The 22,179-nt window shown below is 49.0% G+C and carries 28 protein-coding genes and 1 riboswitch; of the genes, 11 read left to right on the forward strand and 17 right to left on the reverse strand.

The window, feature by feature from the left end; all coding sequences use genetic code 11:
* From ACI39P_RS05270 to ACI39P_RS05285, 4 genes are all read left to right on the forward strand, one after another.
* Positions 1-255 (forward strand): hypothetical protein (locus tag ACI39P_RS05270; protein ID WP_439719635.1); only part of this gene is annotated, 255 nt, incomplete at its 5' end.
* Positions 256-286: 31 nt separating this feature from the next.
* Positions 287-1,405, forward strand: coding sequence for an aminotransferase class I/II-fold pyridoxal phosphate-dependent enzyme (locus ACI39P_RS05275; protein WP_439719636.1), 1,119 nt, complete (start codon positions 287-289; stop codon positions 1,403-1,405).
* Positions 1,406-1,487: 82 nt separating this feature from the next.
* Positions 1,488-1,883, forward strand: coding sequence for a hypothetical protein (locus ACI39P_RS05280; RefSeq protein ID WP_439719637.1), 396 nt, complete (start codon positions 1,488-1,490; stop codon positions 1,881-1,883).
* A 14-nt stretch (positions 1,884-1,897) separates the two neighbouring features.
* Positions 1,898-2,818 carry a TIGR01212 family radical SAM protein gene (locus tag ACI39P_RS05285; protein ID WP_439719638.1) on the forward strand — a complete coding sequence of 307 codons (921 nt, stop codon included), beginning with the start codon at positions 1,898-1,900 and terminating at the stop codon, positions 2,816-2,818.
* A gap of 61 nt (positions 2,819-2,879) precedes the next feature.
* Here the strand turns inward: ACI39P_RS05285 and ACI39P_RS05290 are convergent, their stop codons facing one another.
* Positions 2,880-3,098, reverse strand: a complete 219-nt coding sequence (locus ACI39P_RS05290) for a hypothetical protein (protein WP_439719639.1) — start codon at positions 3,096-3,098, stop codon at positions 2,880-2,882.
* Between ACI39P_RS05290 and ACI39P_RS05295 the strand changes: the two genes are divergently transcribed.
* Entirely contained in the window at positions 3,091-3,648 is a 558-nt protein-coding gene (locus ACI39P_RS05295; protein WP_439719640.1) for a DUF4364 family protein, read from the forward strand. The two genes, ACI39P_RS05290 and ACI39P_RS05295, sit on opposite strands and share 8 nt — an antisense overlap.
* A 161-nt stretch (positions 3,649-3,809) precedes the next feature.
* Here the strand turns inward: ACI39P_RS05295 and trmB are convergent, their stop codons facing one another.
* The 4 genes from trmB to ACI39P_RS05315 all read right to left on the reverse strand — a co-directional run bounded on the left by trmB (position 3,810) and on the right by ACI39P_RS05315 (position 6,688).
* Positions 3,810-4,445 carry a tRNA (guanosine(46)-N7)-methyltransferase TrmB gene (gene trmB, locus ACI39P_RS05300; protein ID WP_439719641.1) on the reverse strand — a complete coding sequence of 212 codons (636 nt, stop codon included), beginning with the start codon at positions 4,443-4,445 and terminating at the stop codon, positions 3,810-3,812.
* A gap of 70 nt (positions 4,446-4,515) precedes the next feature.
* Positions 4,516-5,652, reverse strand: coding sequence for a hypothetical protein (locus tag ACI39P_RS05305; RefSeq protein WP_439719642.1), 1,137 nt, complete (start codon positions 5,650-5,652; stop codon positions 4,516-4,518).
* 96 nt (positions 5,653-5,748) lie between these two features.
* Positions 5,749-6,210, reverse strand: a complete 462-nt coding sequence (locus tag ACI39P_RS05310; RefSeq protein ID WP_439719643.1) for a CYTH domain-containing protein — start codon at positions 6,208-6,210, stop codon at positions 5,749-5,751.
* 19 nt (positions 6,211-6,229) lie between these two features.
* Positions 6,230-6,688: a GNAT family N-acetyltransferase gene (locus ACI39P_RS05315; RefSeq protein WP_439719644.1), complete on the reverse strand. Its 459-nt coding sequence runs from the start codon at positions 6,686-6,688 to the stop codon at positions 6,230-6,232.
* Positions 6,689-6,852: 164 nt separating this feature from the next.
* Between ACI39P_RS05315 and ACI39P_RS05320 the strand changes: the two genes are divergently transcribed.
* Positions 6,853-7,401 (forward strand): DJ-1 family glyoxalase III, encoded by a 549-nt coding sequence (locus tag ACI39P_RS05320; protein ID WP_439719645.1) that lies wholly within the window; start codon positions 6,853-6,855, stop codon positions 7,399-7,401.
* Here the strand turns inward: ACI39P_RS05320 and ACI39P_RS05325 are convergent.
* The gene (locus ACI39P_RS05325; RefSeq protein ID WP_439719646.1) at positions 7,373-7,792 is read right to left on the reverse strand and encodes a hypothetical protein; all 420 of its coding nucleotides are present in this window, start codon (positions 7,790-7,792) and stop codon (positions 7,373-7,375) included. The genes ACI39P_RS05320 and ACI39P_RS05325 overlap by 29 nt on opposite strands.
* A gap of 89 nt (positions 7,793-7,881) precedes the next feature.
* On the opposite strand from ACI39P_RS05325, the gene ACI39P_RS05330 reads away from it, so the two are divergent.
* The gene (locus ACI39P_RS05330) at positions 7,882-8,403 is read left to right on the forward strand and encodes a DUF6648 family protein (protein WP_439719647.1); all 522 of its coding nucleotides are present in this window, start codon (positions 7,882-7,884) and stop codon (positions 8,401-8,403) included.
* A gap of 47 nt (positions 8,404-8,450) precedes the next feature.
* On the opposite strand, the gene ACI39P_RS05335 is transcribed toward ACI39P_RS05330, so the two are convergent.
* Complete coding sequence (locus tag ACI39P_RS05335) at positions 8,451-9,314, reverse strand: SIS domain-containing protein (protein ID WP_439719648.1); 864 nt, start codon at positions 9,312-9,314, stop codon at positions 8,451-8,453.
* A gap of 279 nt (positions 9,315-9,593) precedes the next feature.
* On the opposite strand from ACI39P_RS05335, the gene ACI39P_RS05340 reads away from it, so the two are divergent.
* The 4 genes from ACI39P_RS05340 to spo0A are packed head-to-tail and all read left to right on the forward strand — an operon-like array spanning position 9,594 to position 12,090.
* Positions 9,594-10,091, forward strand: coding sequence for a COG2426 family protein (locus ACI39P_RS05340; RefSeq protein WP_439719649.1), 498 nt, complete (start codon positions 9,594-9,596; stop codon positions 10,089-10,091).
* 17 nt (positions 10,092-10,108) lie between these two features.
* Positions 10,109-10,987 (forward strand): 16S rRNA (adenine(1518)-N(6)/adenine(1519)-N(6))-dimethyltransferase RsmA, encoded by an 879-nt coding sequence (gene rsmA, locus ACI39P_RS05345; protein WP_439719650.1) that lies wholly within the window; start codon positions 10,109-10,111, stop codon positions 10,985-10,987.
* A 1-nt stretch (position 10,988) separates the two neighbouring features.
* Positions 10,989-11,342, forward strand: a complete 354-nt coding sequence (locus ACI39P_RS05350) for a hypothetical protein (RefSeq protein ID WP_439719651.1) — start codon at positions 10,989-10,991, stop codon at positions 11,340-11,342.
* Positions 11,299-12,090: a sporulation transcription factor Spo0A gene (spo0A, locus tag ACI39P_RS05355; RefSeq protein WP_439719652.1), complete on the forward strand. Its 792-nt coding sequence runs from the start codon at positions 11,299-11,301 to the stop codon at positions 12,088-12,090. Before ACI39P_RS05350 ends, spo0A begins: the two co-directional genes overlap by 44 nt.
* Before the next feature lie 88 nt (positions 12,091-12,178).
* Here spo0A and ACI39P_RS05360 read toward each other — a convergent pair whose 3' ends face one another.
* The 10 genes from ACI39P_RS05360 to ACI39P_RS05405 form a co-directional block, all read right to left on the reverse strand.
* Positions 12,179-12,463, reverse strand: a complete 285-nt coding sequence (locus ACI39P_RS05360) for a hypothetical protein (RefSeq protein ID WP_439719653.1) — start codon at positions 12,461-12,463, stop codon at positions 12,179-12,181.
* Positions 12,464-12,658: 195 nt separating this feature from the next.
* Positions 12,659-14,548, reverse strand: coding sequence for a ferrous iron transport protein B (gene feoB / locus ACI39P_RS05365; protein WP_439719654.1), 1,890 nt, complete (start codon positions 14,546-14,548; stop codon positions 12,659-12,661).
* Positions 14,541-14,783, reverse strand: a complete 243-nt coding sequence (locus tag ACI39P_RS05370) for a FeoA domain-containing protein (protein ID WP_439719655.1) — start codon at positions 14,781-14,783, stop codon at positions 14,541-14,543. Before ACI39P_RS05370 ends, feoB begins: the two co-directional genes overlap by 8 nt.
* Before the next feature lie 121 nt (positions 14,784-14,904).
* Positions 14,905-16,083 (reverse strand): methionine adenosyltransferase, encoded by a 1,179-nt coding sequence (gene metK / locus ACI39P_RS05375; RefSeq protein ID WP_439719656.1) that lies wholly within the window; start codon positions 16,081-16,083, stop codon positions 14,905-14,907.
* Positions 16,084-16,728: 645 nt separating this feature from the next.
* Positions 16,729-16,828: riboswitch (SAM riboswitch) on the reverse strand.
* Positions 16,829-16,963: 135 nt separating this feature from the next.
* Positions 16,964-17,455, reverse strand: a complete 492-nt coding sequence (locus ACI39P_RS05380; protein ID WP_439719657.1) for a GAF domain-containing protein — start codon at positions 17,453-17,455, stop codon at positions 16,964-16,966.
* 68 nt (positions 17,456-17,523) lie between these two features.
* Positions 17,524-18,060, reverse strand: a complete 537-nt coding sequence (locus ACI39P_RS05385) for a DNA-deoxyinosine glycosylase (RefSeq protein ID WP_439719658.1) — start codon at positions 18,058-18,060, stop codon at positions 17,524-17,526.
* Positions 18,061-18,064: 4 nt separating this feature from the next.
* Positions 18,065-19,030 (reverse strand): porphobilinogen synthase, encoded by a 966-nt coding sequence (hemB, locus tag ACI39P_RS05390; RefSeq protein ID WP_439719659.1) that lies wholly within the window; start codon positions 19,028-19,030, stop codon positions 18,065-18,067.
* Entirely contained in the window at positions 19,027-20,526 is a 1,500-nt protein-coding gene (cobA, locus tag ACI39P_RS05395) for a uroporphyrinogen-III C-methyltransferase (RefSeq protein WP_439719660.1), read from the reverse strand. The genes hemB and cobA overlap by 4 nt, the downstream gene beginning before the upstream one ends.
* The gene (gene hemC, locus ACI39P_RS05400) at positions 20,523-21,380 is read right to left on the reverse strand and encodes a hydroxymethylbilane synthase (protein ID WP_439719661.1); all 858 of its coding nucleotides are present in this window, start codon (positions 21,378-21,380) and stop codon (positions 20,523-20,525) included. The genes cobA and hemC overlap by 4 nt, the downstream gene beginning before the upstream one ends.
* Entirely contained in the window at positions 21,373-21,996 is a 624-nt protein-coding gene (locus ACI39P_RS05405) for an NAD(P)-dependent oxidoreductase (protein ID WP_439719662.1), read from the reverse strand. The genes hemC and ACI39P_RS05405 overlap by 8 nt, the downstream gene beginning before the upstream one ends.
* Between the last annotated feature and the right edge of the window lie 183 nt (positions 21,997-22,179).

The following is a 22,179-nucleotide window of genomic DNA, read 5'->3' on the forward strand; positions in this document are numbered from 1 at the left end:
CAGAATGGGTTTCCTATGGAATATTCCGCGAAGGGCTCCAAGCGTTCCATCAATAAGGCCAACGGCAAAGACCTGCAGGATCTGCCCGTGGCTGCGGGCAGCAAATGGATGCTCTACCCGACCCAGAATCGTTCTGGGGCGCTTTCCTTGGAAATTTTGGAAAAAGGCAAGGGCAACCCTTACCTGATGTATCCCCGTGTCACCAGGCAAAGCCCTAAAATCATCGAACTGGAGAAAATCGACGAGATTTTCTAAATGATATCTAAATAATATATGATATTTATTTTTGAAAGAAGGTAATGTTATCATGGCAGCACTGACCCACGCCCACGGCGGCGATCTGGACGCCATTCAAAGAACCTATGGCATCCCCAGAGAAGAGATTATCGATTTCAGCGGCAATATCAACCCCTTGGGCTTCCCCAAAAAGGCGGAAGATGCCCTGAAAGAGAATCTGCATCTCATCAAAACCTATCCCGATAAAAACTATCTGGCACTGAAACAGGCTATCGGCACATATACCGGCGCAGACCCTGCCCATATCGTAGTAGGCAATGGCTCTACGGAGCTGATCTCTACTTTTATCCAGACAGTGAACGCAAAAAAATCTATTATTCTGGGGCCTGCCTATTCCGAATATGAAAGAGAGATTTCCCTGACCGGCGGCACATTTGCCTATTTCCCCCTGCGGGAAGCAGATAACTTCCGTCTGGATCTGGATGCCCTGCTGACGGCACTGACGCCGGAAATCGGCATGTTCATCGCCTGCAACCCCAATAACCCCACAGGCACCGCCATCCACACAGAAGAAATGCGCCAGATCCTGGCACACTGCAAAAAAATCGGTGCATCTGTCATGGTAGATGAAACCTATATCGAATTTTCCGATATCCTGCCGGAAATCTGCTCTATCCCTCTAGTAAAAGAATTTGATAACCTCTTCGTCATCCGCGGCACCTCCAAATTCTTTGCCGCCCCCGGTATCCGTCTGGGCTATGGCATGTCCTCCAATCAGGCCTTTCTGGAACGGCTGAAAGCAAACCAGAACCCCTGGAGCGTAAACAGCCTGGCAGATTTCATCGGTCAGCATATCTTCAGTGATGTGGAATTTCATAAAGCCACCCAGAAACTGGTTTCCGAAGAAAGAAAAAAAGCCTTTGCGGAGCTTTCCACATGGAAAAACATTCAGGCATATCCCTCCGAAGCAAACTTCATCCTGCTGAAGCTGAAAACCGATAAGGTGACCGCCCACGATCTATTTGAAAAATGTATCGTGAAAAAAATGCTCATTCGAGATGCCTCTTCCTTCACCTTTTTGGATGAATCCTTCCTGCGCTTCTGCATCCTTTCTCCCGAAAATAATGCAGCCCTGCTGCAGGAATTGAAGCAGTGGGTAGAAGCGTAAAAAATTGCTATTGTAAATCCATTGACTGATGCACATATTATCTCCGAACGACCATTTCAAAAATCGTTTCGAGGTGATTGCATTGCATCAGACAGTAAGCCGCAAAGATCTTTGCGGCTATTTATCTCTATTACGAAACCATATCGGCGGGCAGGAACTGTTTCCCGCCCCCAATGTGATTTTTCTCAACAGCCGGGCTTTGTATCACCATTTGGCAAAGCAGACCTGCGGAGAAGTGACCGTAGGGGAAATTCTGAAAAAGATAGAAACCTGCATCCCTCTGGCAGTAACGGAAGAAAGCTTTTCTCTTTTTCTTTCCGCCTGCCGGGAGCCAAAGGCTGAGCGTACCCGCAGCTTTCTGGAAAGCAGCAAAGCAGATTTTCTCCTGCTGATCCACCAAACAGCGGAAAACCAACAGCAGTGGGAGGCTTTGACCGCCCTCTGCGAAAAATTACGGCAGCGAAATATCCAACACTGAAAGGCGGCACACCCGTGGAACAAAAACCCTACCGCAGCTTAAATGAATATTATCGGGAGATTTTTGGCCGAAAAGCAGCAAAAATCTCCCTGGATGGGGGCTTCACCTGCCCCAACCGGGATGGCACCTGCGGCACGAGGGGCTGTCTTTTTTGCAGCAGCGGCGGCAGCGGGGATTTTGCGGAAAACGCCTCCCTTTCCATTACAGAACAAATCCAACGGGGCAAAGCTCAGACCGCTGAAAAATGGAAAGACCCTGCCTATATCGCCTATTTCCAGGCGTTTACCAACACCTATGCCCCCGTGGCAGAGCTGCGGCAGAAATACGAAGAAGCCCTGTCCTGCCCCGGTGTGGAGGGAATTTCCATCGCCACCAGGGCCGATTGCCTGCCTGCGGATGTTTTGGATCTGCTGGCGGAGCTGAACCAGAAAACAAAGCTTTGGGTGGAACTGGGCCTGCAGACAGCCGATGAGGCATCGGCCCTGCGCATCCGCCGGGGCTATCCCCTTTCTGTATTTGAACGGGCGGTTCATGCTCTGGCGGAGCGGGATATCTCCGTTGTTGTCCATGTCATTCTTGGCCTGCCCGGGGAAACAAGGGAAACGGTTCTGCATACCATCGACTGTGTGAACCGCCTGCCCATCCAAGGCATCAAGCTGCAGCTGCTCCACGTTCTTTCCGACAGCGATCTGGCGGAGATCTATAAAGCCGGGGACTATATCCCCCTCACCAAAGAGGCGTATATCGCCCTTGTGGGGGACTGTCTCGCCCATCTGCGGGAGGATATCGTCATCCACCGCCTGACGGGGGATGGGGATAAAAACACCCTTCTGGCGCCCCTGTGGAGCCTGCGAAAACGGGATGTTCTAAACTCCCTTCATAAATATCTGAAGGAAAATGGCATCCGCCAGGGCATAAAATATAAAAGTTTTTAATGCGATTTGATATAAAGTATGCTAAAATAAAAACTGCAAAATAATGTAGATATAGACAAAGTTACTTCCCTGCCGCTGAAGGGTTCGGGAAACAAAGAAGTTTCCCGCATAAAATCCGCAGACGGAATTTATTTCCGTCGGGGAAAACAGAGTGTTTCAAGGTGCTTGCACCGATGGAACGAATCTGTTTATTCCTCTGTTTCAACTCGCCAAAATCTTGATTTTGACGAAGGGTGGCGACTTTGTCGACACCTAAGAAAGGAGGTCTTTCCATGTCCATGCAGTATTCCACCAAAAAACTGGCAGAGCATAAGCTCATCATCCTGCATCTTTTGCAGAAAATGGGGATTTCCCTTTCCAACAGCGAAATCTGTCAGTTCCTGCTGGAAAAAAATTATATGGATTATTTTTCTGTACAGCAATATCTGGCAGAGCTGGAAAGCGCAGGCTGGCTGGAAAAGACCCGGGAGCAGAACAACACCCGCTATACCCTGACGGATGATGGAGAGGAAGTCATCAATTACTTCATCAACCACATTTCCGATGAGGTAAAGAACGAAATCAACACCTATGTCCACGAAAACAGCAGACGTATCCGGGCGGAATATGCTGTTACAGCAAATTATTTTCCGGAACTCAATGGGGACTATCTGGTAAAATGCAGCCTTTGCGATGACAGCGGCGCGCCCCTTATGGAAATCAATGTTTCTGTGGTTTCCAAGGCCCAGGCGCAGCAGGTCTGTCGCAACTGGCGCAAACATGTGAATCAGTATTACCGCAGTTTTTTAGCCTCTCTGGCGGCAGAAGAACAGGATATCCCCAGAGAATAATTACATAAACCAAACCACACAAAAGCGACCTGAGGCTGCTGTCTCATAGTCGCTTTTTCTTTTCTTATATTTTATTTGATTATTTTCCAAAGCAAAAGTCCTCCCTATTTGAAATACTGCTTCAAAAAGGCAGGACTTTTTCTGCTCTATTTTCTGAATAATCATTTTCTGTTTCTTGCTTCCAGACGATAAATGGGCGCACCCTGGGAAGAGAATTTTTCTTCGTATTCTGTCATAATATTGCCTTCATAATCGCTGTTGTGCAGGTCCAGGCTGATATTGGAAAGCTTCCAGTCATCGGCACAAAATTCATTCAGGGAAAATTCAAACAGCCCTCTGTTATCTGTTTTGAAAAAGATTTCTGCATTTTCCCCCATGATACGGCGGTATTCCTGCAAAAAGCCCCGATAGGTCAGGCGGCGTTTATAGGTTCGTTTTTTAGGCCAGGGGTCGCTGAAATTCAAATATAATCTCTGAAATTCCCCTACTTCAAACAAATCCGACAGATGGCTGGCATTATCCCAGACAAAGGCCAGATTGGGCAATGCTTCATCGGCTCTTCTTGCCGCCATGGCAACCACCGTTTCCTGCCGTTCGATCCCGATGAAATTTACATCGGGATAGGTTTCCGCATTTTTGCGCAGAAAACCGCCTTTGCCGCAGCCAATCTCCACATAGATGGGATTGTCATTGCCAAAGTATTCCTTCCATTTTCCCTTCTTTTCAGGGGCGTCGTTGATGACAAGGCTGTTCTCCAATAATTCCTGAGCCGCCCAAGGCTTTTTTCTGACTCTCATATCTATACTCCTTTGATGATATAACTTTCAAAAATATCTCAATAGAGTATACATGGAAATCCCCCTTTTTTCAACCTTCCCGCTGCAAAAAAGCCACCCAATAGCCCCATTCACCTTCCACCCGGCGAAATTCACCAAACCCAAAGGACCGGGCATCGGCTTCATCCTTCGCATGATAGACCCCGGGCAGCCCCAGCCAAATGCCCTCCTCCTTTTCCTGCAAGATCAAATGGTGATACCGCCGATAGGGCAGGAGAAAGAAAAATTCCCGCTGCCATTTCAGGGGGATTTGAGATAACAGTATCAATTCCTCCAAAGAAAGGCATTTCCACAATTCTCCATCCCCAAAAGGCTCCAGCTCCCGATTTTTGGCAAAAAGGGGCTCCTTTTTCGCTGCAGGCTCCGGCAAAGGCATTTTTTCTTCCGTTTTTTCTTCTTCGGCCAGTATCTCTATGGATTTTTCTTCCGTTTGTTCTGTTTGCTCCGGCATTTGCGGCGCAGAACTGGCCCCCAGATTGCGGATATTTTCCGTTTCCTGCTTCGTCAGAATACCCGTTTCCTCCAAATTATCCAGCTCCTGCCGAAACTTTGCCAAAAGCCCCTGAAAGCTGCCATGAAAGCTGTTTTTTTGGGCTTCTGCCACTTTGGCATTGCTGTCCTTAGCTTGTTCTGCGCCTTCCTCCCATTTTTCAGAAACAGAAGGCACAGGGGACGTCATAACCGCCGCTTCTGCCGCTTGAATGATAATTTCTTCTTCCTGCGGTTTCGTTTCTTTCTCTATGGGCTGCAAAGGGGGGGCCATAGGCTTGAAATCCTTTTTCCAGTTCTTCTTCTCCCCAAAATAAGCCGTCAGCGGGGCGGAAAGCCCGCCAGTTCCATCCTCTGCTAAAATGAGGACCGTATGGAAATCCTCTGCTTTTTTCCCTGCACCAACGGCATCAGGACGAAATTCCCATTTCAACTCCCCGCGGCCTTCCCTTCTATCGGGGTGCAGCTCACCGCAGAAAATACTTTCCTCTCCCGCCATAACATAAACCGTATATCCATGCCCCAAAGGTTTCAGCCCCTGCACTGTCAGGTGCAGCCTGCCCTTGCCATTTTTCAGTTCCATCACACAGCTGCCCCAAGGGGGGCGTTTGCTGATAGCATAGCCTGCCACTTCCTGCCGCAGCATTAGAAACACCTTATCATATCTTCTGTTATACATACCCTTCCTCCTCCGCTCTGCTTGTCTGTTTCCGTAGACATCACTGTTACAGGGTATGAGCCGACAGAAAAAAAAAGAACTGCTTTCGCAGTTCCCTTATTCTTCTTTTGGCATCCCATACAGGGAAAGAGAGGTATTTTTATATGCTTTATTCTCACTGACATCCTTCCCGAACCATGCAGGGGCAACAAAGCTTTCCGCCGCTTCCAAAGAGGGAAATTCCACTTCCGTGGTCATCAACCCTGTCAGTTCCCCTTCATAAAGATCCACTTCCGCCGTCAAGCCCCCTTCCAAAGGGACAAGGTAGCGTTTTTTTCGGACAGGCGTTCCTTCTGTTTTCAGAAAAAGCCTCTCATAGTCTTCTTTCCTCAGGGGCAGTTCAAATTCCTCTCTGGCCAAGTGCCCTTTTCCCTTCACCGTCAGGATATAGTCCTCATTGCTCTGCCGGATACGGATGGTGGGTGAAAAGGAAAGATACGCCTGGACAATTTGCAGGCAGGGGTATGCCGTAATAGCAAAAGGAATTTCCTTCGTTAAAAATTTCCGTTCAATCTCCATGGTTTCCTCCTATGCAAAATTATCTGCCCAAAATATTCTTATCGCTATCTTCGCCTATCAGTCGTTTAGAAAATTTATAATGAAAATTATGCATGCCTTCCCTTTCATAAAATCGATGGGTATCCTTCCGCAGCTGATTGCAGGCCACTTCTATCTGGCTGCAGCCCTGCTCTCGTGCAACCTTTTCAGCTTCTGCAAACATTCTTTTTCCCACCTTCTGCTTCCTGCAATGGGCATCTACTACAAATTCCATGACCTCTGCGATTTTCTCACAATGATGAAGCTGTTCCTCGAAGCGAAGATTCAGTATGGCTCTGACTTTCCCCGCTTCTTCATCCAACAGACAATACATATCCCTCCGCTGCAGCTGCCGCAAATAAATTCCCGCAAATTTTTCATAGGGCAGTTTTTTCTTTTCCATATCACAGATCAGATCATAGATTACTCTGCAATCCTTTTCCATACTTTTCCGATACATCTTTCTCGCCTCTTTTATGGCCTCTTTCATTCCATGATAAATCCTTTTTCCCCTGGTTCTTTGGACATTGTACCACAAACTTCCCCCTTCGGTTGAAAAAACATTCATTTTCCTGTAAAATAAAAAAATAAGGTTAAACTAAGACTATCAGGAGGGATTTGCCCATGAAAAAAGCATATATTTTTCTTGCAGAAGGGTTTGAAGAAATGGAAGCTGTCACCCCTGTCGACCTGCTGCGCCGCGCGGGCGTGGATGCCAAGCTGGTATCCACCACAGGCAGCAAAGCCGTCACCGGCGCCCATGGCATCACATATCAGGCCGACCTGCTCTTTGAAGAAATCCATACCGATGCTGACGCACTGATATTGCCCGGCGGTATGCCCGGTACGCTGAACTTGCAGGCACACCAGGGGCTGGCGGAACTGCTGCTGGCTCAGTATAAAGCACAGAAATGGGTTTGTGCCATCTGTGCCGCGCCAATGGTGCTGGGGGGCTTAGGTATCGTGAAAAACAGAAAAGCTACGATTTACCCCGGCATGGAAGAACACCTCATCGGTGCAGAGCCTGTAACAGATGAAGTTTGTGTAGACGGCAATGTGGTCACTTCCCGGGCTCCCGGTACAGCTATTCCCTTTGCCCTGAAGCTGGCAGAGCTTCTGACTGATGCTAAAACAGCAGAAGCCCTTACTGCTGATATCGTTTTTCGCAAATAAAAATACGCCGGAATAAAAGGGGAAGCATCTCTTCGGAATAGCTTGTCTCGCCCAGTTCTTCTGCCGCTTGCTTTACCGCAGGCAAGGGAAGTGCAAAGATATACGCCACCTCTTCCGGCGTGTATCTTTCCGGCAAATGGCAGGCGATTGCCCTGCGAAACATCCCGCATAGGGGTGATGTCCCCTTTTGCATGAGGCGGAAAAAGACCCCTTTGGTGATAAAAGAGACTTTTTCTTCTGCCAAAAGACGCTCCGCTTCGGCGGAAGAAAGCTCCAATACCTCCGCCACCGCATCCATGCTGTAGGGCGGGTCTTCCGTTTTCAAGAAAATATCTATGGTTTCTATCTGCGGCTGTATTTTCCGCTGATAGTACTCCAAAAAAGTCCGCATATGATTCTCCCCCTTCATGCTCCTTTTGTCCCATTGTAACAGGGCAAAAGCAGCCATGCCTAGCGGGAAAGGATGGAAAGAGGCTCCTTATGAATGCCATTCAGAAATATTTTAAATACAGACAAAGCCTGATCGACCAATACGCTAAGGGCGATATGACCAAACGGGAATATCTCCAGAAAAATTATGAAGCGGTGGTCTATGGGGATATTGGCCCTTTCCGCAATATGGATACAGTGGAAAAAGCCCTGTTCAATTACCAGTATTACAACGCCCTGGCAAAAGAAAACAAAACCATCAGCACCACCAGAGATATGGACTATGAGCTGAAACAGGATTACCTGGAAAAAAGCAATTATTACTACAGCAAAAAAGATAAAGCCACCCTGACTGCCCTGAGAATGCTGGATTTTAAGGGCGTAGAGGCGTATTTTGTAAAGGTACGGAGCAAATTCCTGAAAGGAAAGCTTTTTGAAATCATCATAGAAGAAGAAAATATCATCCTCCATTCCACCAGTCCCCTGATTTTGAAATGCCTGCGGGAAGAAGGAGTATTTCAGGAGGAAAGCAAGAAGTCCGTCATTGATGAATATGTGAATCGAAGATACTAAGGAAAAAAGGAAAAGCCTGCAGCCGCAGGCTTATTTTTATAAAAATATCAGAACAGACCGACCTTAGACAAATACTTGTCGATCAATTCCAGTTTAGCCTCTGTAGAATAGCCCATCCGCTTACTGATGAAAGAGCAGAGCAATTCCATGGTAAACAATACCCCCACATAAGAATTGAAGAAGGTATTGCTGTCCACGCTAACCGTCAAGAGCTGTGTGGCATACTGCGCCAAAGGAGAGCTGGCTTTATCGGTGATCAGAACGATCTTCGCCCCAGCGTCATAAGCCATTTGCGCCGCCAGCAAGTCCATTTCCGAATATCTGGGAAAGCTGACCGCAATGATACAGTCATTTTCCGTAATATCGCACAGATGGTCGATCACATTCAGCGCCGGATGAGAAGTCTCATAAACATCCGGAAGCAAATGTTTCAAAAGCAAAAGCATCATATCCCCCACGCAGCTGTTGGCACGGGAAGTAACGATGAATTTCCGTTTACTGCCGGTGATAAGCCCCGCTGCCCGCTCAAAGGCAATGGTATCATTATTGTTGATGCAGGATTTCAGATTCTGCATCACATTGGAAAAATAGCTTTCCATGATATCGCTCTGATCCAGCTTGGAAATGCTCAATTTCAGCCTTTCCGAAGGGATGGTGATCGTTTCGGAAACACTGTTGATGCGTTCCGTATACGTTTTGCGAATAGCCTTCTGAAATTCCATAAAGCCGCTGTACCCCAAAGTTCTGGTAAAACGGATTACGGAAGAATCGCTGACATGGAGCCGTTTGGCAATTTCCGTGGAAGTAATAAAGCATGCTTCCGCAAAGTTATCCAACACAAATTCCGCAATCAATTTCTCCTTTTTTGTTAATTTTACACCCATGAGCTGGGCTCTCAATTCCTCTGTCATACCCTTTCACCCATTCTTCTGTATCCTATATAATATCCCCTAATTTGTATATAAGAGACGTTCAAATGTCCCCTTATCATTCATTGAAACACATTCAATCCGTTTTTTCAATAGTTCTCTTCCAAAATCTTCCGATTACGAAAAAAAATACATTCTGTTTTTTTACAGCGGAAACACACATAATTAATAAAATATTTATTGTTCCTTTTTCCTTCATAAGATATAATGATTACATTGCGGCGAAAAGCCAAAAACAACATAACTTAGGAGGAGATCAATTTGGCTGAGACCTTAGCAAACTGGTTTGTGGAAAACCTATCCGGCACCTTTTCCAGAGAGATCATCGTATTCATTGTATCTCTGCTGCCCATTCTGGAGCTGAGAGGCGGCATCATCGCCGGCTTCGCCATGGGTATGGAATGGCTGCCCACCTTCATCATCGCATATATCGGCAATCTGCTGCCCATTCCTTTTATCCTGCTGTTCATTCGGTTCATCTTCCGGGTACTGAAACAGACCCCCTTAAAGGGCGTCGTGGAATGGTGCGAACGAAAAGCAGACGCCAAAAGTGACAAAATCAGAAAATATGCATATTGGGGCGTATATCTTTTTGTAGCCATCCCTTTGCCTGGTACCGGCGCATGGATGGGTGCCCTCATCAGCGCCCTGCTCAATATGGACCCCAAAAAGACCTTCCCCATCATCATGATCGGCGTGCTGACGGCAGGGATTATCGTTTCCGTACTGAGCTTCGGCATACTTGGCAGCATTTTTTAACAGGAGGAAAACCATTCATGGCAGAAAGAATTTCAACCCCCAGCAGAACGAAGGAAATCATCGAAGCAAACCGCTTTGCCTTCAAGAAAAACTTCGGTCAGAATTTTCTGATCGATTCCAATATTTTGGATAACATCGCCGCCTGCGCCGGCGTGACAAAGGACGACTGTGTGCTGGAGATCGGCCCCGGCATCGGCTCCCTGACCCAGGTGCTGGCGGAAAACGCCAGACAGGTGGTGGCTGTGGAAATCGACAGCACCCTGATTCCCATCCTGCGGCAGACCTTGGCAGATTATGATAATATCGAGATTTTGAATCAGGATATCCTGAAAACAGATATCGATGCCATCATTCAGGAAAAGAACGGCGGCAGACCCATTAAGGTAGTTGCCAACCTGCCCTATTACATCACCACCCCTATCATCATGGATTTGCTGGAAAACGAACGCCATGTGGACAGCATCACCGTCATGGTGCAGAAGGAAGTGGCAGAACGGATGCAGGCAGGCCCCAAGGATAAAGAATACGGCGCCTTATCCGTTGCCGTGCAGTATTACTGTGATGCCAATCTGGATATGATCGTACAGCCCTCCTGCTTCATGCCTCGGCCTAAAGTGGCCTCGGCTGTCATCACCCTGAAGGTGCTGCCTGAACGAAAGGTAAAAACAGCCGATGAAAAGCTGTTCTTCCACATCGTAAAATGTGCTTTCGGGCAGCGGAGAAAGACCCTGATGAACTGCCTGTTCAATTTGGGCAATCTGGGCTTTTCCAAAGAAGAACTGACAGAAATTTTGCAGAGCCTTGGCTGGGATGCACGCATCCGCGGCGAAGCTTTAAGTCTGGAAGAATTTGCGGCATTGACCGACCGCATTGCAGAAAGAAAAGCGGAGAAATAAAATGAGCCTATCGGAAGACCCGATAGGCTTTTTTATTGGGAAAACAGCACCGCTTTTCGCCAATCTTTCGTCCGCCTTTTCTGCGTTTTTCCTCCAAATCATGCAGTTTCGACAGACACCGTTCGACGGCGTTTTGCAGCATTTGCGCGCGGTTTCAAGAAGAATGGAGAAATGCCGGTTTTTCCCGGTTTTTCAAGCTTTTTTTGTCCTACGAATGGTTCTTGTCGTCCGCTTTTTTCTATACTATAATCAACCCAAAAGCAAGGAAGTTCTGCATAAACATTCACGAAACTACAACTGGAGGGATCATTTTGAATCAAAATACAATAAAAGTTTTGCTGGCGGACGACAATAAGGATTTTTGCGACATCATCGTCGATCATTTGAATAAACAGGAAGATATCAACGTGGTGGCTGTGGCGATGGATGGCATCGATGCCATGAACAAAATTCGCGATACCCGCCCCGATGTTGCCATCATCGACGGCATCATGCCCCGGCTGGACGGTCTGGGTGTTTTGGAACGGCTGCAAAAGGTAGATGAGGCCGACCGCCCTGTCACCATCATTCTTTCCGCTCTCAGCCAGGATAAAGTGGTACAGAAGGCACTGGATCTGGGGGCAGGATATTATATGGTGAAGCCCTTCGATATGGATGCCCTCACCCAGCGGATCCGCCAGCTGATGCAGGAACAGAAACCCCTGCTGAAAACAGGAACCGCTGCCCCTGCTGCCGCAAATTCCGCAGCATACGACCTGGAAACAAAGGTTACCAATATTCTCCACGAAATCGGCGTGCCTGCCCATATCCGCGGGTATCACTATATGCGGGAAGCCATCATCATGAGCGTCAACGACATGGATGTGCTGAATTATATTACAAAGGAGCTGTATCCTTCCATCGCGAAAAAATGCAATACCACACCCAGCCGGGTGGAACGGGCCATCCGCCACGCCATCGAAGTGGCCTGGAACCGAGGCAAGGTGGATGCCATTGATGCCCTCTTCGGCTATACGGTGAATAACCATAAAGGAAAGCCTACCAATTCGGAATTTATTGCCCTCATCGCCGACCGTCTGCGGCTGGAAATGAAGGCCAGCTAATCCCTATGCCTGTCATTCACATACCCTCATATCATAAAAAAACACAGTCAAATCTGACTGTGTTTTTTCTCGTTCTTTTTTCTCGTTCTTATTCTTTTTCCAATGCTTCCATCGCCGCAAAAAACATATCGAAGGGGTCATCCCAGCCTTCCAGTGGCTGTACGGCACTGCCGTTGCAGCTGCGGAAGAGGTTGCAGAAAAATTCTTCCTGTTCAGAAAACAGACCGCCTACGGTCAACGGAAAGCCTTCCGCCGTACAAAGCTCGCACAGAGCCAGCGCAGGGTCTTTGGCGTCTTTTACAGCCCAGATCCGGGCACGCAGGTCAAAATCCAACCGGGCTTTTTGCAGCAGTTTATATAATTGTTCATTCATAATGATTCCCCCATTCTTCTTTTGTCTTGGCTGGCATCAAGGGAAGCACCTGGAAAACTTTTTTTCAGCCGCTTCGTTCCTCAAATCAGAAAATCCATTGCATTGATAATAAAACATATAAGTGCAGCCATTTACTGATTTTTCCACCCTTTTTAAAAAGTATATCACTAATCCTTTTCCATGAAAATCTTTTTTTCAAAAAAACAATCCGCCAATATGAGTAAGCAGATTGACCAGAATGCAAAGGGAAACCCCCACCATCGTGGGCAGCAGAAAGCTTGCGCCGGTCCAGAGCCAGCTTCCCGTTTCCTTGCGGATGGTCAGCAGTGTGGTGGCGCAGGGAAAGTGATTCAAAGAAAACAAAATGGCACAGACAGCTGTGACCCAAGTCCAGCCATTATTCTGCAAAATTGCCCCTGCCTGCGAGATCCCCTCCGCTTCTACCAGCATGCCGCTTTGGCTGTATACCATCAGCAAAATAGGCAGAACGATTTCATTGGCAGGAATCCCCAGCAGAAATGCCGCCAGAATCACCCCTGAAAGCCCCATCAGGGAACCCAATGGCTCCAATAAAGTCGTCAATCCGTATAAAAGCGTAAATCCTCCTACTTCTACGTTCTGGCAAAACCAGATGACTGCCCCTGCGGGCATCGCCACAGTAACCGCCCGCCCCAATACGAATATCGTCCTGTCCAGCATGCTCCGCAGGATGACATCCCCTATTTTGGGGCGGCGATAGGGCGGCAATTCCAAAACAAAAGCCGAGGGAACGCCCTTCAGCACTGTTCGGCTCAGCAAAAAAGAGGCCCCCAAGGTCACCGCCACTGCCAGTGCGATCAGCAGAAACACAAAGCCCCCGGCAGCCAGGGGATTCCCTGCTGCAAAAAAGAAGCCGGCCAACAAGATCAACGTCGGGAACCGGCCATTGCAGGGCACGAAACTGTTTGTCAAAATAGCAATGAGCCGTTCTCTGGGGGATTCAATGATGCGGCAGGCAGTGACCCCCGCTGCGTTGCACCCAAAGCCCATGCACATGGTCAGTGCCTGCTTGCCATGGGCACCGGCTTTTTGGAATAACCCATCCAGGTTAAAGGCAATCCGCGGCAGCAGGCCAAAATCTTCCAGCAAGGTAAACAACGGGAAGAAAATAGCCATGGGCGGCAGCATCACCGCCACGACCCAGCTGACCGTCAGCCAGACCCCATCCATCAGCAGGCTTTCCAGCCAAAAAGGGGTATCCAGAGAAACCAGCCCCCTTCGCATCACGTCTCCGCATGCAGTGAACCATTGCATCAGAAAATCGGAGGGGATATTGGCCCCTGCCACCGTAATCCAGAATACCCCGCCTAACAGCAGCAGCATAATGGGGATGCCTGTTTTCGGAGAAAGAATGATTTTGTCGATGCGTTCCGTATAACTGTCCCGTTCTTCCCTTTTCCGCACCACTTCTCCACAGATTTCCTTTGACCGTTCCAGAAAGGCAAGGGAACGACTTTCCTGGAATGCCGCCGTATGGTAGCCTGCTTCTGTTTCAGGGGCAAAGTTATCCCAATTCAATCCTTTTGGGCGGATGTTTCGCCGCCCCTCTGCCACCTCCAGCAGCAGCTCCTTCAGCTCGCCCAGGCCAACCCCCTGCCTTGCTGCCATTGCGACAACGGGAATGCCTGTCAGCTCCTCCAGCCGCTCTTTATTCACAGAAATCCCCTTTTTCTCGGCCTCATCGCTCAAGTTCAGGCAGAAAATGACATTATCCGTCAGTTCTATGATCTGCAAGCCCAAGGGCAGATTTCGTTCCAGGGAAGTTGCATCTAAGATAACAATGACGATATCCGGGTTTTCATAACAGATAAAATCCTTGGCGGCACATTCCTCAGCACAATCGGAAAAAAGAGAATAGATTCCCGGCAGGTCATACAGCTCCACATCCCATCTTCCCAGGGAAAATTCCCCAACGGCATTGCCCACTGTTTTCCCCGACCAGTTGCCTGTATGCTGCTTCAAGCCCGTTAAAGCATTAAAAACGGTGCTCTTTCCTGTATTGGGGTTTCCCGCCAAAGCGATACACAAATGTTTCTTCTCATCCATTCTGCATCGCCTCCTCTACGGAGATTCGCTCCGCATCAGTATTTCTTAGAGCGATCAGGGTATCTTTCACCCGATACACCCGCGTACCGCCGCCTGCACATTCATACATCGGCAAAACCCGGCTGCCTCGGAAAAATCCCAGATCCAATAAACGCAACGGGCATTCCCCCCGCACCTCCTGCACAAAGCAGGGCTGCTCTACAGGGATTTCCGTGATATTCTTCCATGTGTCCATAGCTGCTCCCCCCTTGGGAATTTGTTATTTTCAATATATCCTGAGAAGAATGTTCCGGTGCATGGACAAAAAAAGAAAGCCCCGGATCAAAAAGGTCTAGGGCTCTATATTTTTGAAAAACTTACAGTCTTTCTTTGAATACGTCTACCATATCCAGTTTTTCCCAAGGCAGATCCAGGTCTGTTCTGCCGAAGTGGCCATAAGCAGCTACCTGTTTATAGATAGGTCTGCGCAGGTCGAAGTTTTTGATGATGGCAGCAGGACGCAGGTCGAAGTTTTTATTTACGATTTCTGTGATTTCTTCATCGGAAATCTTGCCTGTGCCGTATGTGTTTACCAGAATGGAAACGGGTTTCGCTACACCGATGGCATAAGCAAGCTGCACTTCGCATTTGGTAGCAATGCCGCTGGCAACGATATTTTTGGCAACGTGTCTTGCGGCATAGCAGGCGGAACGGTCAACCTTTGTGGGGTCTTTGCCGGAGAATGCGCCGCCGCCGTGGGCTGCGTAGCCGCCGTAGGTATCCACGATGATCTTTCTGCCAGTCAGGCCGGAATCGCCCATAGGGCCGCCGATGACGAATCTGCCGGTAGGGTTGATGTAGTATTTCGTCGCTTCATCCAGCAGTTCTGCAGGGATAACTTTCTTCACTACATTTTCAATGATATCCTTTTCGATCTGGCTGTGTTCCACATCGGGGTCATGCTGAGAAGATACAACAACCGTATCCACTCTTGCAGGCTTATCATCGATATATTCCACCGTTACCTGGGCCTTCCCATCGGGGCGCAGGTATGCCAGTGTACCATTTTTGCGCACTTCTGTCAGTCTTCTTGTCAATCTATGGGCAAGGGAAATAGGCAGAGGCATCAGTTCTTCTGTTTCATCGCAGGCAAAACCAAACATCATCCCCTGGTCGCCGGCACCAGTATCAAATTCGCTGTCGTCTTCGCCAGTTTTGTTTTCCAAAGAGTGGTCAACGCCCATGGCAATATCAGGAGACTGGCCATGGATGGCTGTCAGCACAGAACAGGTTTCGCTGTCAAAACCAAATTTTGCTCTGGTATAGCCGATTTCTTCCAGTGTTTCTCTTACGATTTTTTCTACGTCTACATAAGCATTGGTTGTGATTTCGCCCATAACGAAAACCACGCCTGTTGTTGTACATGTTTCGCAGGCTACTCTGGCCTGAGGGTCTTTTGCCAGCAATGCGTCCAGCACGCCGTCGGAAATCTGGTCACAGATCTTATCGGGATGCCCCTCTGTAACAGATTCGGATGTGAATAATCTTCTGCTCATTTTCTGTTCTCCTTTTAAATACGAAATATACGATAAATTGATAGATGTATTCGTATGATTGCCATGCAATCATACTCATAATGGGCTGGTATCTGACGATACCCTTGTTTTTCGTACCGAAAAACAACTTGCCATCCATCCTATGGATGCCAAACGCCCTGTAAATAAAGGTATTTTTAAATTAAGGAGAGACTTATCTGAATTGTTTTACGGAAAACCCATTCGTAAGGCCTTGCCTTACTCATGTCCTTGCTCCGCAAGTCCCTTCCTGCGTTCCTCTCTCTTGCGTTCTGCAAGCAGACGCAGCAAACCGAAACACAGTCTGCGGTTTTCTCCGCTTTCCACAGAAAAACCATTCGTAAGGCCTTGCCTTACTCATGTCCTTGCTCCGCAAGTCCCATTCTGCGTTCCTCTCTCTTGCGTTCTGCAAGCAGACGCAGCAAACCGGAACGCAGTTTGCAGTTTGCTCCGCTTTCCACAGAAAAACCATTCGTAAGGCCTTGCCTTACTCATGCCCTTGCTCCGCAAGTCCCTTCCTGCGTTCCTCTCTCTTGCGTTCTGCAAGCAGACGCAGCAAACCGGAACGCAGTCTGCGGTTTTCTCCGCTTTCCAACAAAAAAAGCCCTTTCAGGGGCTTCTATTTCAATCTCATCTTCCGCAAACTTGCGGGGGAATTGGCACCGATGCGTTTCCGCCGGTTGCCGGGTGTCACAGGGCCCTGTCCCTCAACCACTCTTGATAAGTCCTTTATTTACTTCCTGTAGCATTTTACAAGGAAAATCCATGTCTGTCAATAAAAAATCCGCTGTTTGAAGCAATTCCCACAAATTGCATAGGGCAATACGGCAAAACAGCGGAAAAACAAGACAGTTTCACGATATCAGCCGCCGATTTTCGCCGCCAGAAAAGCCGCTGCTGCCTCCAGGCCGTCCAAATCGTCCCCATCGAAGCGACCTGTCACAGGGCTGTCGATATCCAGCACGCCCAAGACTTCGCCTTTCCCATCCAGCAAAGGCACCACGATTTCCGCATTGGAATTGCAGTCGCAGGCGATATGCCCGGGGAAACAATGGACATCCGCCACCAGCTGTGTTTTCTTTTGCGCCCAGCCGGCACCGCAGACCCCTTTGCCATAGGCAATACGGCTGACGGCAGGCTTGCCCTGAAAAGGCCCTAGGACCAGTTCTTCCCCCTGCACCAGATAAAAGCCTACCCAGTTGATCTGCTCCAACGCCACCCCCAGAACGGAGGATGCATTGGCAAGGATGGCTGTCCGGTCTGTTTCATTTTCTGTATACAATTTCAGCTGTTCCAGCAGAAGGGCGTAAAACGCTTTCTTTTCCGCGGGATATTCCACAGGGATATAAGCCATAAAAATCCTTCCTTTCCGTTTCTATTTTAACAAATATAAAAATAGGAAACCATAAATGGCTTCCTATGTCAAGTCTCTTTCTTCTGGGGCTCTCCCAGCAGGGGCAAAAGGGCTTCGCCCCATGTTTCCACCAGCATTTCCAGCTTCCATGCCGCATTAGCAGGGCTGGTGGAAGGCATTTGCAGGGCTTCGATGCCCAATCGCTTTTCCTGATATTTTTTATATAATTTATAAGCTGTACCGCCATTGCAGAGAACGGGAATCTTTCCCGTCACTGCCAAGATGCGTTCCAAATCGGCAGGTTCCACGTTGCGGATACTGCTGTCGCTACTGCCGATGATATCGCAGCTATGGATCACATCATGCAAAGCGATATGGTTTCGCAGCAGGAGGGCTCTCTTTTCTTCGATGGTCTGGGGGAGTTTCTCCCTTGTTACTTCCGCCAGCATCTTCCAGAAGCGATTCTGCGGGTGTCCGTAATAAAACCCCACCTCCCGGGATTTGCGGGAGGGGGCCGTGCCCAAAATCAACACCCTGCAATTTTCATCGCAAACGGGAGCAAATTCCTGGGTCACCCGCTCCCATTTTCCTTCTTCCTTTTTCATTGTATCAGCCTTCTTTCAGCCACTTTGCCGCATCCAGAGCATGATAGGTAATCAGGATAGATGCACCTGCCCGCTTCATGGCGATCAGGTTTTCCATCACAATACGCTTTTCATCGATCCAGCCCATTTGTGCCGCCGCCTTTACCATGGCATATTCGCCGCTGACATTATAGACCGCCAAAGGCAGATCGAACCGCTGGGCCGCCGCTTCCACCACATCTAAGTAGGCCAAAGCAGGCTTCACAATATACATATCCGCCCCTTCTTCGATATCATCGGCGATTTCCCGCATGGCTTCTCTTTTATTGCAGACATCCATCTGATAGGAACGTCTGTCCCCAAACTGAGGGGCAGAATGAGCCGCATCCCGAAAAGGGCCATAATAGCCGGAGGCGAATTTGGCACTATAGGCCATAATGGGGATATGAATGAAACCATTTTCATCCAAGGCCTGACGGATGGCCGCCACACGCCCGTCCATCATATCAGAAGGGGCAATGATATCTGCCCCCGCCTGGGCCAGTGTCACGCTCATTTTCGCCAACAGGGGCAATGTTTCGTCGTTCAAAATATGACAGCCCTCCACCAAGCCGCAATGCCCATGGGAGGTATATTCACACAGGCAAACATCAGCAATGACCAGCAATTCTGGATAGCCTTCCTTGATATGGCGGATGGCTCTCTGGGTGATGCCATCGGGGGCATAGGCCTGAGACCCTACCTCGTCCTTTTCCCCGGGGATACCGAAAATCAGCACCCCGGCAATGCCGGCCTCTTTCACTTCTGTCAGCATTTCATCCATCCGGTCGATGGAATATTGATAGACCCCCGGCATGGATGGAATGGGGTTTTTGATATTTTCCCCTTCGATGATAAAAATGGGATAGATCATTTCTTCCGCAGCCACTCTTGTTTCCCGCACCATGCGGCGCATGGCTTCGGAACTGCGCAATCTTCTGAATCTTCTCATTTTTCAACCTCCTTCAAAATGATTTGAACCACACCGTCCACGTTAAAGGTTTCCGCTGTGATCTTCTCATAATCGCCGTATTTTTTCAGCATTTTCGTGGTGGAAGCGCCAATGCAGACGGCCTTTGTCCCCTGGGGAATGGTGCCGCCGTTTTCCATGAACCCACGGACACCGGAACCGCTGGCAAAGGTGATAAAATCCATTTCCCGCACCTTTTCATTGGCAGTACGGCGTTTTTCCTCATCCACCAAAATATCGTAAATCTTCACATCTGTATACGTCATGCCTGCTTCGTCCAGCACTTCCGTCAAAATTTCGGAGCCCTGTTCCGCCCGCAGGATCAACAGCTTTTCTTCTTTCCCCACGATATCGCAGATGCCTCTGGCAAGGCTTTCCACATCATATTTTTCCGGCAGATAAGCAGGATAGATGCCCCGCTTTTCCAGAGCTGCCGCCGTTCCTGTTCCGATGACGGCAAATTTCAGCCCTGCCAATGTGCGGATATCCAGCTTCAGCTTTTTCAGATAGTTGAAGAAAATATCCACCCCGTTGGGGCTGGTAAATACCGCCCAAGGGTATTCCGATATCTTCTGCAAGATTTCCTCCAGCATTTTATTTTCCTGATAAGGCACCAGGGTGGAATAATCCATTTCCGTCACCTCTGCCCCCAGGTTTTCCAATCTCTCCCGCAGCTTTCTGGTGATGGATTTTGTCCCCGTCACCCCAATTTTCACCCCATGGAGGGGATAAGGGATGGTTCCCGCAAAATCCAGTGCCGCCGTTTCCCCAATGACGATAACGGCAGGGGCTTCCAGTTCTGCTTTTCTCACCTCCGCCGCCAAATCGCCTAATTTCGCACGGACGGTTTTCTGCTGGGGCGTAGTCCCCTTAGAAATGGCCGCCGCAGGGGTATCGGCATCCTTGCCCCCCTGAAGCAACCCTTGGGTGATTTCCTCCAGATGGTGCAAGCCCATGAGGAACACCAACGTCCCTTCCAGCTTCGCCAAGGTATCCAGATTTTCCGTCAGGGTAGTTTCGCCGCCGGCTGCTGTATGGCCTGTGATGACGTGGAAGCTGCGGGCGGTTTTCCGATGGGTCACAGGGATGCCTGCCGCCGCAGGCACAGCAACAGCAGAGGTCACACCGGAAACCACCTCATAGGGGATATGTTCCGCCTGCAACGCCAGAATTTCCTCGCCCCCTCTGCCAAATACAAAGGGGTCGCCGCCTTTCAGCCGCACCACCGTTTTCCCTTCCTTGGCCTTTTCCACCAAAAGAGCATTTGTCTCCTCTTGGGGCAGGGAATGTTTGCCGTAGCGTTTGCCCACAAAAATCTGCTCACAATCCTGCTTTGTTTCCTCCAACAGCTTAGCTGCCGCCAAATCATCATACAGTACCACATCACATTGTTTCAGCAGCTTCAGCCCTTTCCATGTGATGAGTTCCGGGCTGCCGCAGCCAGCCCCGACCAGATATACCTTTCCCGTTCCACTCATCCTCTTAACCTCCCAACGACCTCCGCTGCCAGTTTGAATCTATCCTCCACAGAGGCTGTACCTTCGGCATAGGCTGTGCCATACATAGCCCGCAGGCGGATGGTATCTCCCAAAAGCTCTGCAAAGGCCGCTGCAGGCTCGCTGCAATCGGCATTCAAAAGCATCAGCACTTCCCGCTCTGTTTCAAATAGCCATTTCGTTTCCTCGTGGGTCATTTTTCCTACAAGCTCCGCCAGTTCCGGGCGGCCCTCCGCCACGATGATGCCCTGGCAGGCGGCAGGCAGAAATTCCTCCGCAGAAAGAACCCGAAAGGAATAGCCATCGTCCTCCGTAATGCCCATCCGGTCCAGCCCCGCTTTGGCAAGGATGATGGCATCAAAACAGCCATTCATCAGCTTTTGCAGGCGAGTATGGATATTTCCCCGAATCAGCTTGCATTCCGCCCAAGGAAAAACCTTCGCCGCGCATTGCTGCCTTCGCAGGCTGCCGGTGCCAATGGTCTTGCATTCCTCCGGGGTTCTGCCCTTGGGCATCACCAGCACATCCCGGGGGTCATCCCGTTTCAAAACGCCGATGATTTCCAGCCCTTCCGCAAGGAAAAGGGGCAGATCCTTGCCGCTGTGGATAGCAATGTCGATTTCATCCTTCAGAATCATTTCTTCAAATTCAGAGGCAAAAAGACCCTTACTGCCGATTTCCCAAAGGGGCTTGTCCAAAATTTTATCCCCTCTGGTGTGGAAAGGAACGATTTCTGTTTTCAAAGCGGGATGAGCACTGGTCAGCGCCTGTAAAGCCATCTCCGTCTGTTTGCGGGAAAGCTGGCTTTTTCTGGTTCCCACTCTGAGTTTATCCATTTCGTTCCTCCTCCTTTCTTAGTATTGCATCGATTTCTTCTTCTGATACATCGCCCTCTTTTTCCAAAGCCAAGGCAAAAATCCTTTTGAATGCCTGTTCTCTTTTTTTACTGTCGGGAATTTCCTTCTTGACTCTTTCCCGCACCTCTGCCAAAAGCGCCACCACTTTCTCAAACCCTTCGGGGACGGCAGCCTCCACTTTGTTGCGGATAAACTGGGCTGCCAGAGGGCTGCCGCCGCCGCTGGAAAAGCCTGCCACAAATTCCCCTTTCTTCACCAACGCGGGGAAAAAAAAGCTGCACTTTTCCCTATCGTCTACAATATTAACGGGAATATTCCTCTTTCTGCAAAGGGTGGAAATCTCTGCATTAACTGCTTCATCATCCGTGGCGCCGATGACGAAAAGCATCCCTTCGATATCCGCCGGCTCAAATTTACGTTGGATGCGGCGGATACCTTCCATTTCCTCCACTTCCCGACAAAACGCAGGAGAAACGACAGTGATCTTTCCGCCAAAGGGCAGCAATTTTTCAATTTTCCTAAGAGCCACCCTGCCCCCGCCAACCACCAGGCAGGGCTTTTGCCCAATCTCTATGAAAAAAGGAAAATAGCTCATCGTCTTTCCTCCGTTCTGTCTTTTGATAAAATAAGCGAAGTGCTTGGCGCTTTCAGCCCCTTCAAATGATGATACACTCCCGCAGGCAGACTCTCAACCATTTTCGGGTATTTTCTCCGCTTTTTTCGAAATAAATATCCACCGGCAAAGCCGGTGGTTTTAAGAACAACCCTAAAGGGTACT

This window comes from Anaerotignum sp. (assembly GCF_051877975.1).
Taxonomy (GTDB): Bacteria; Bacillota; Clostridia; order Lachnospirales; family Anaerotignaceae; genus Anaerotignum_A.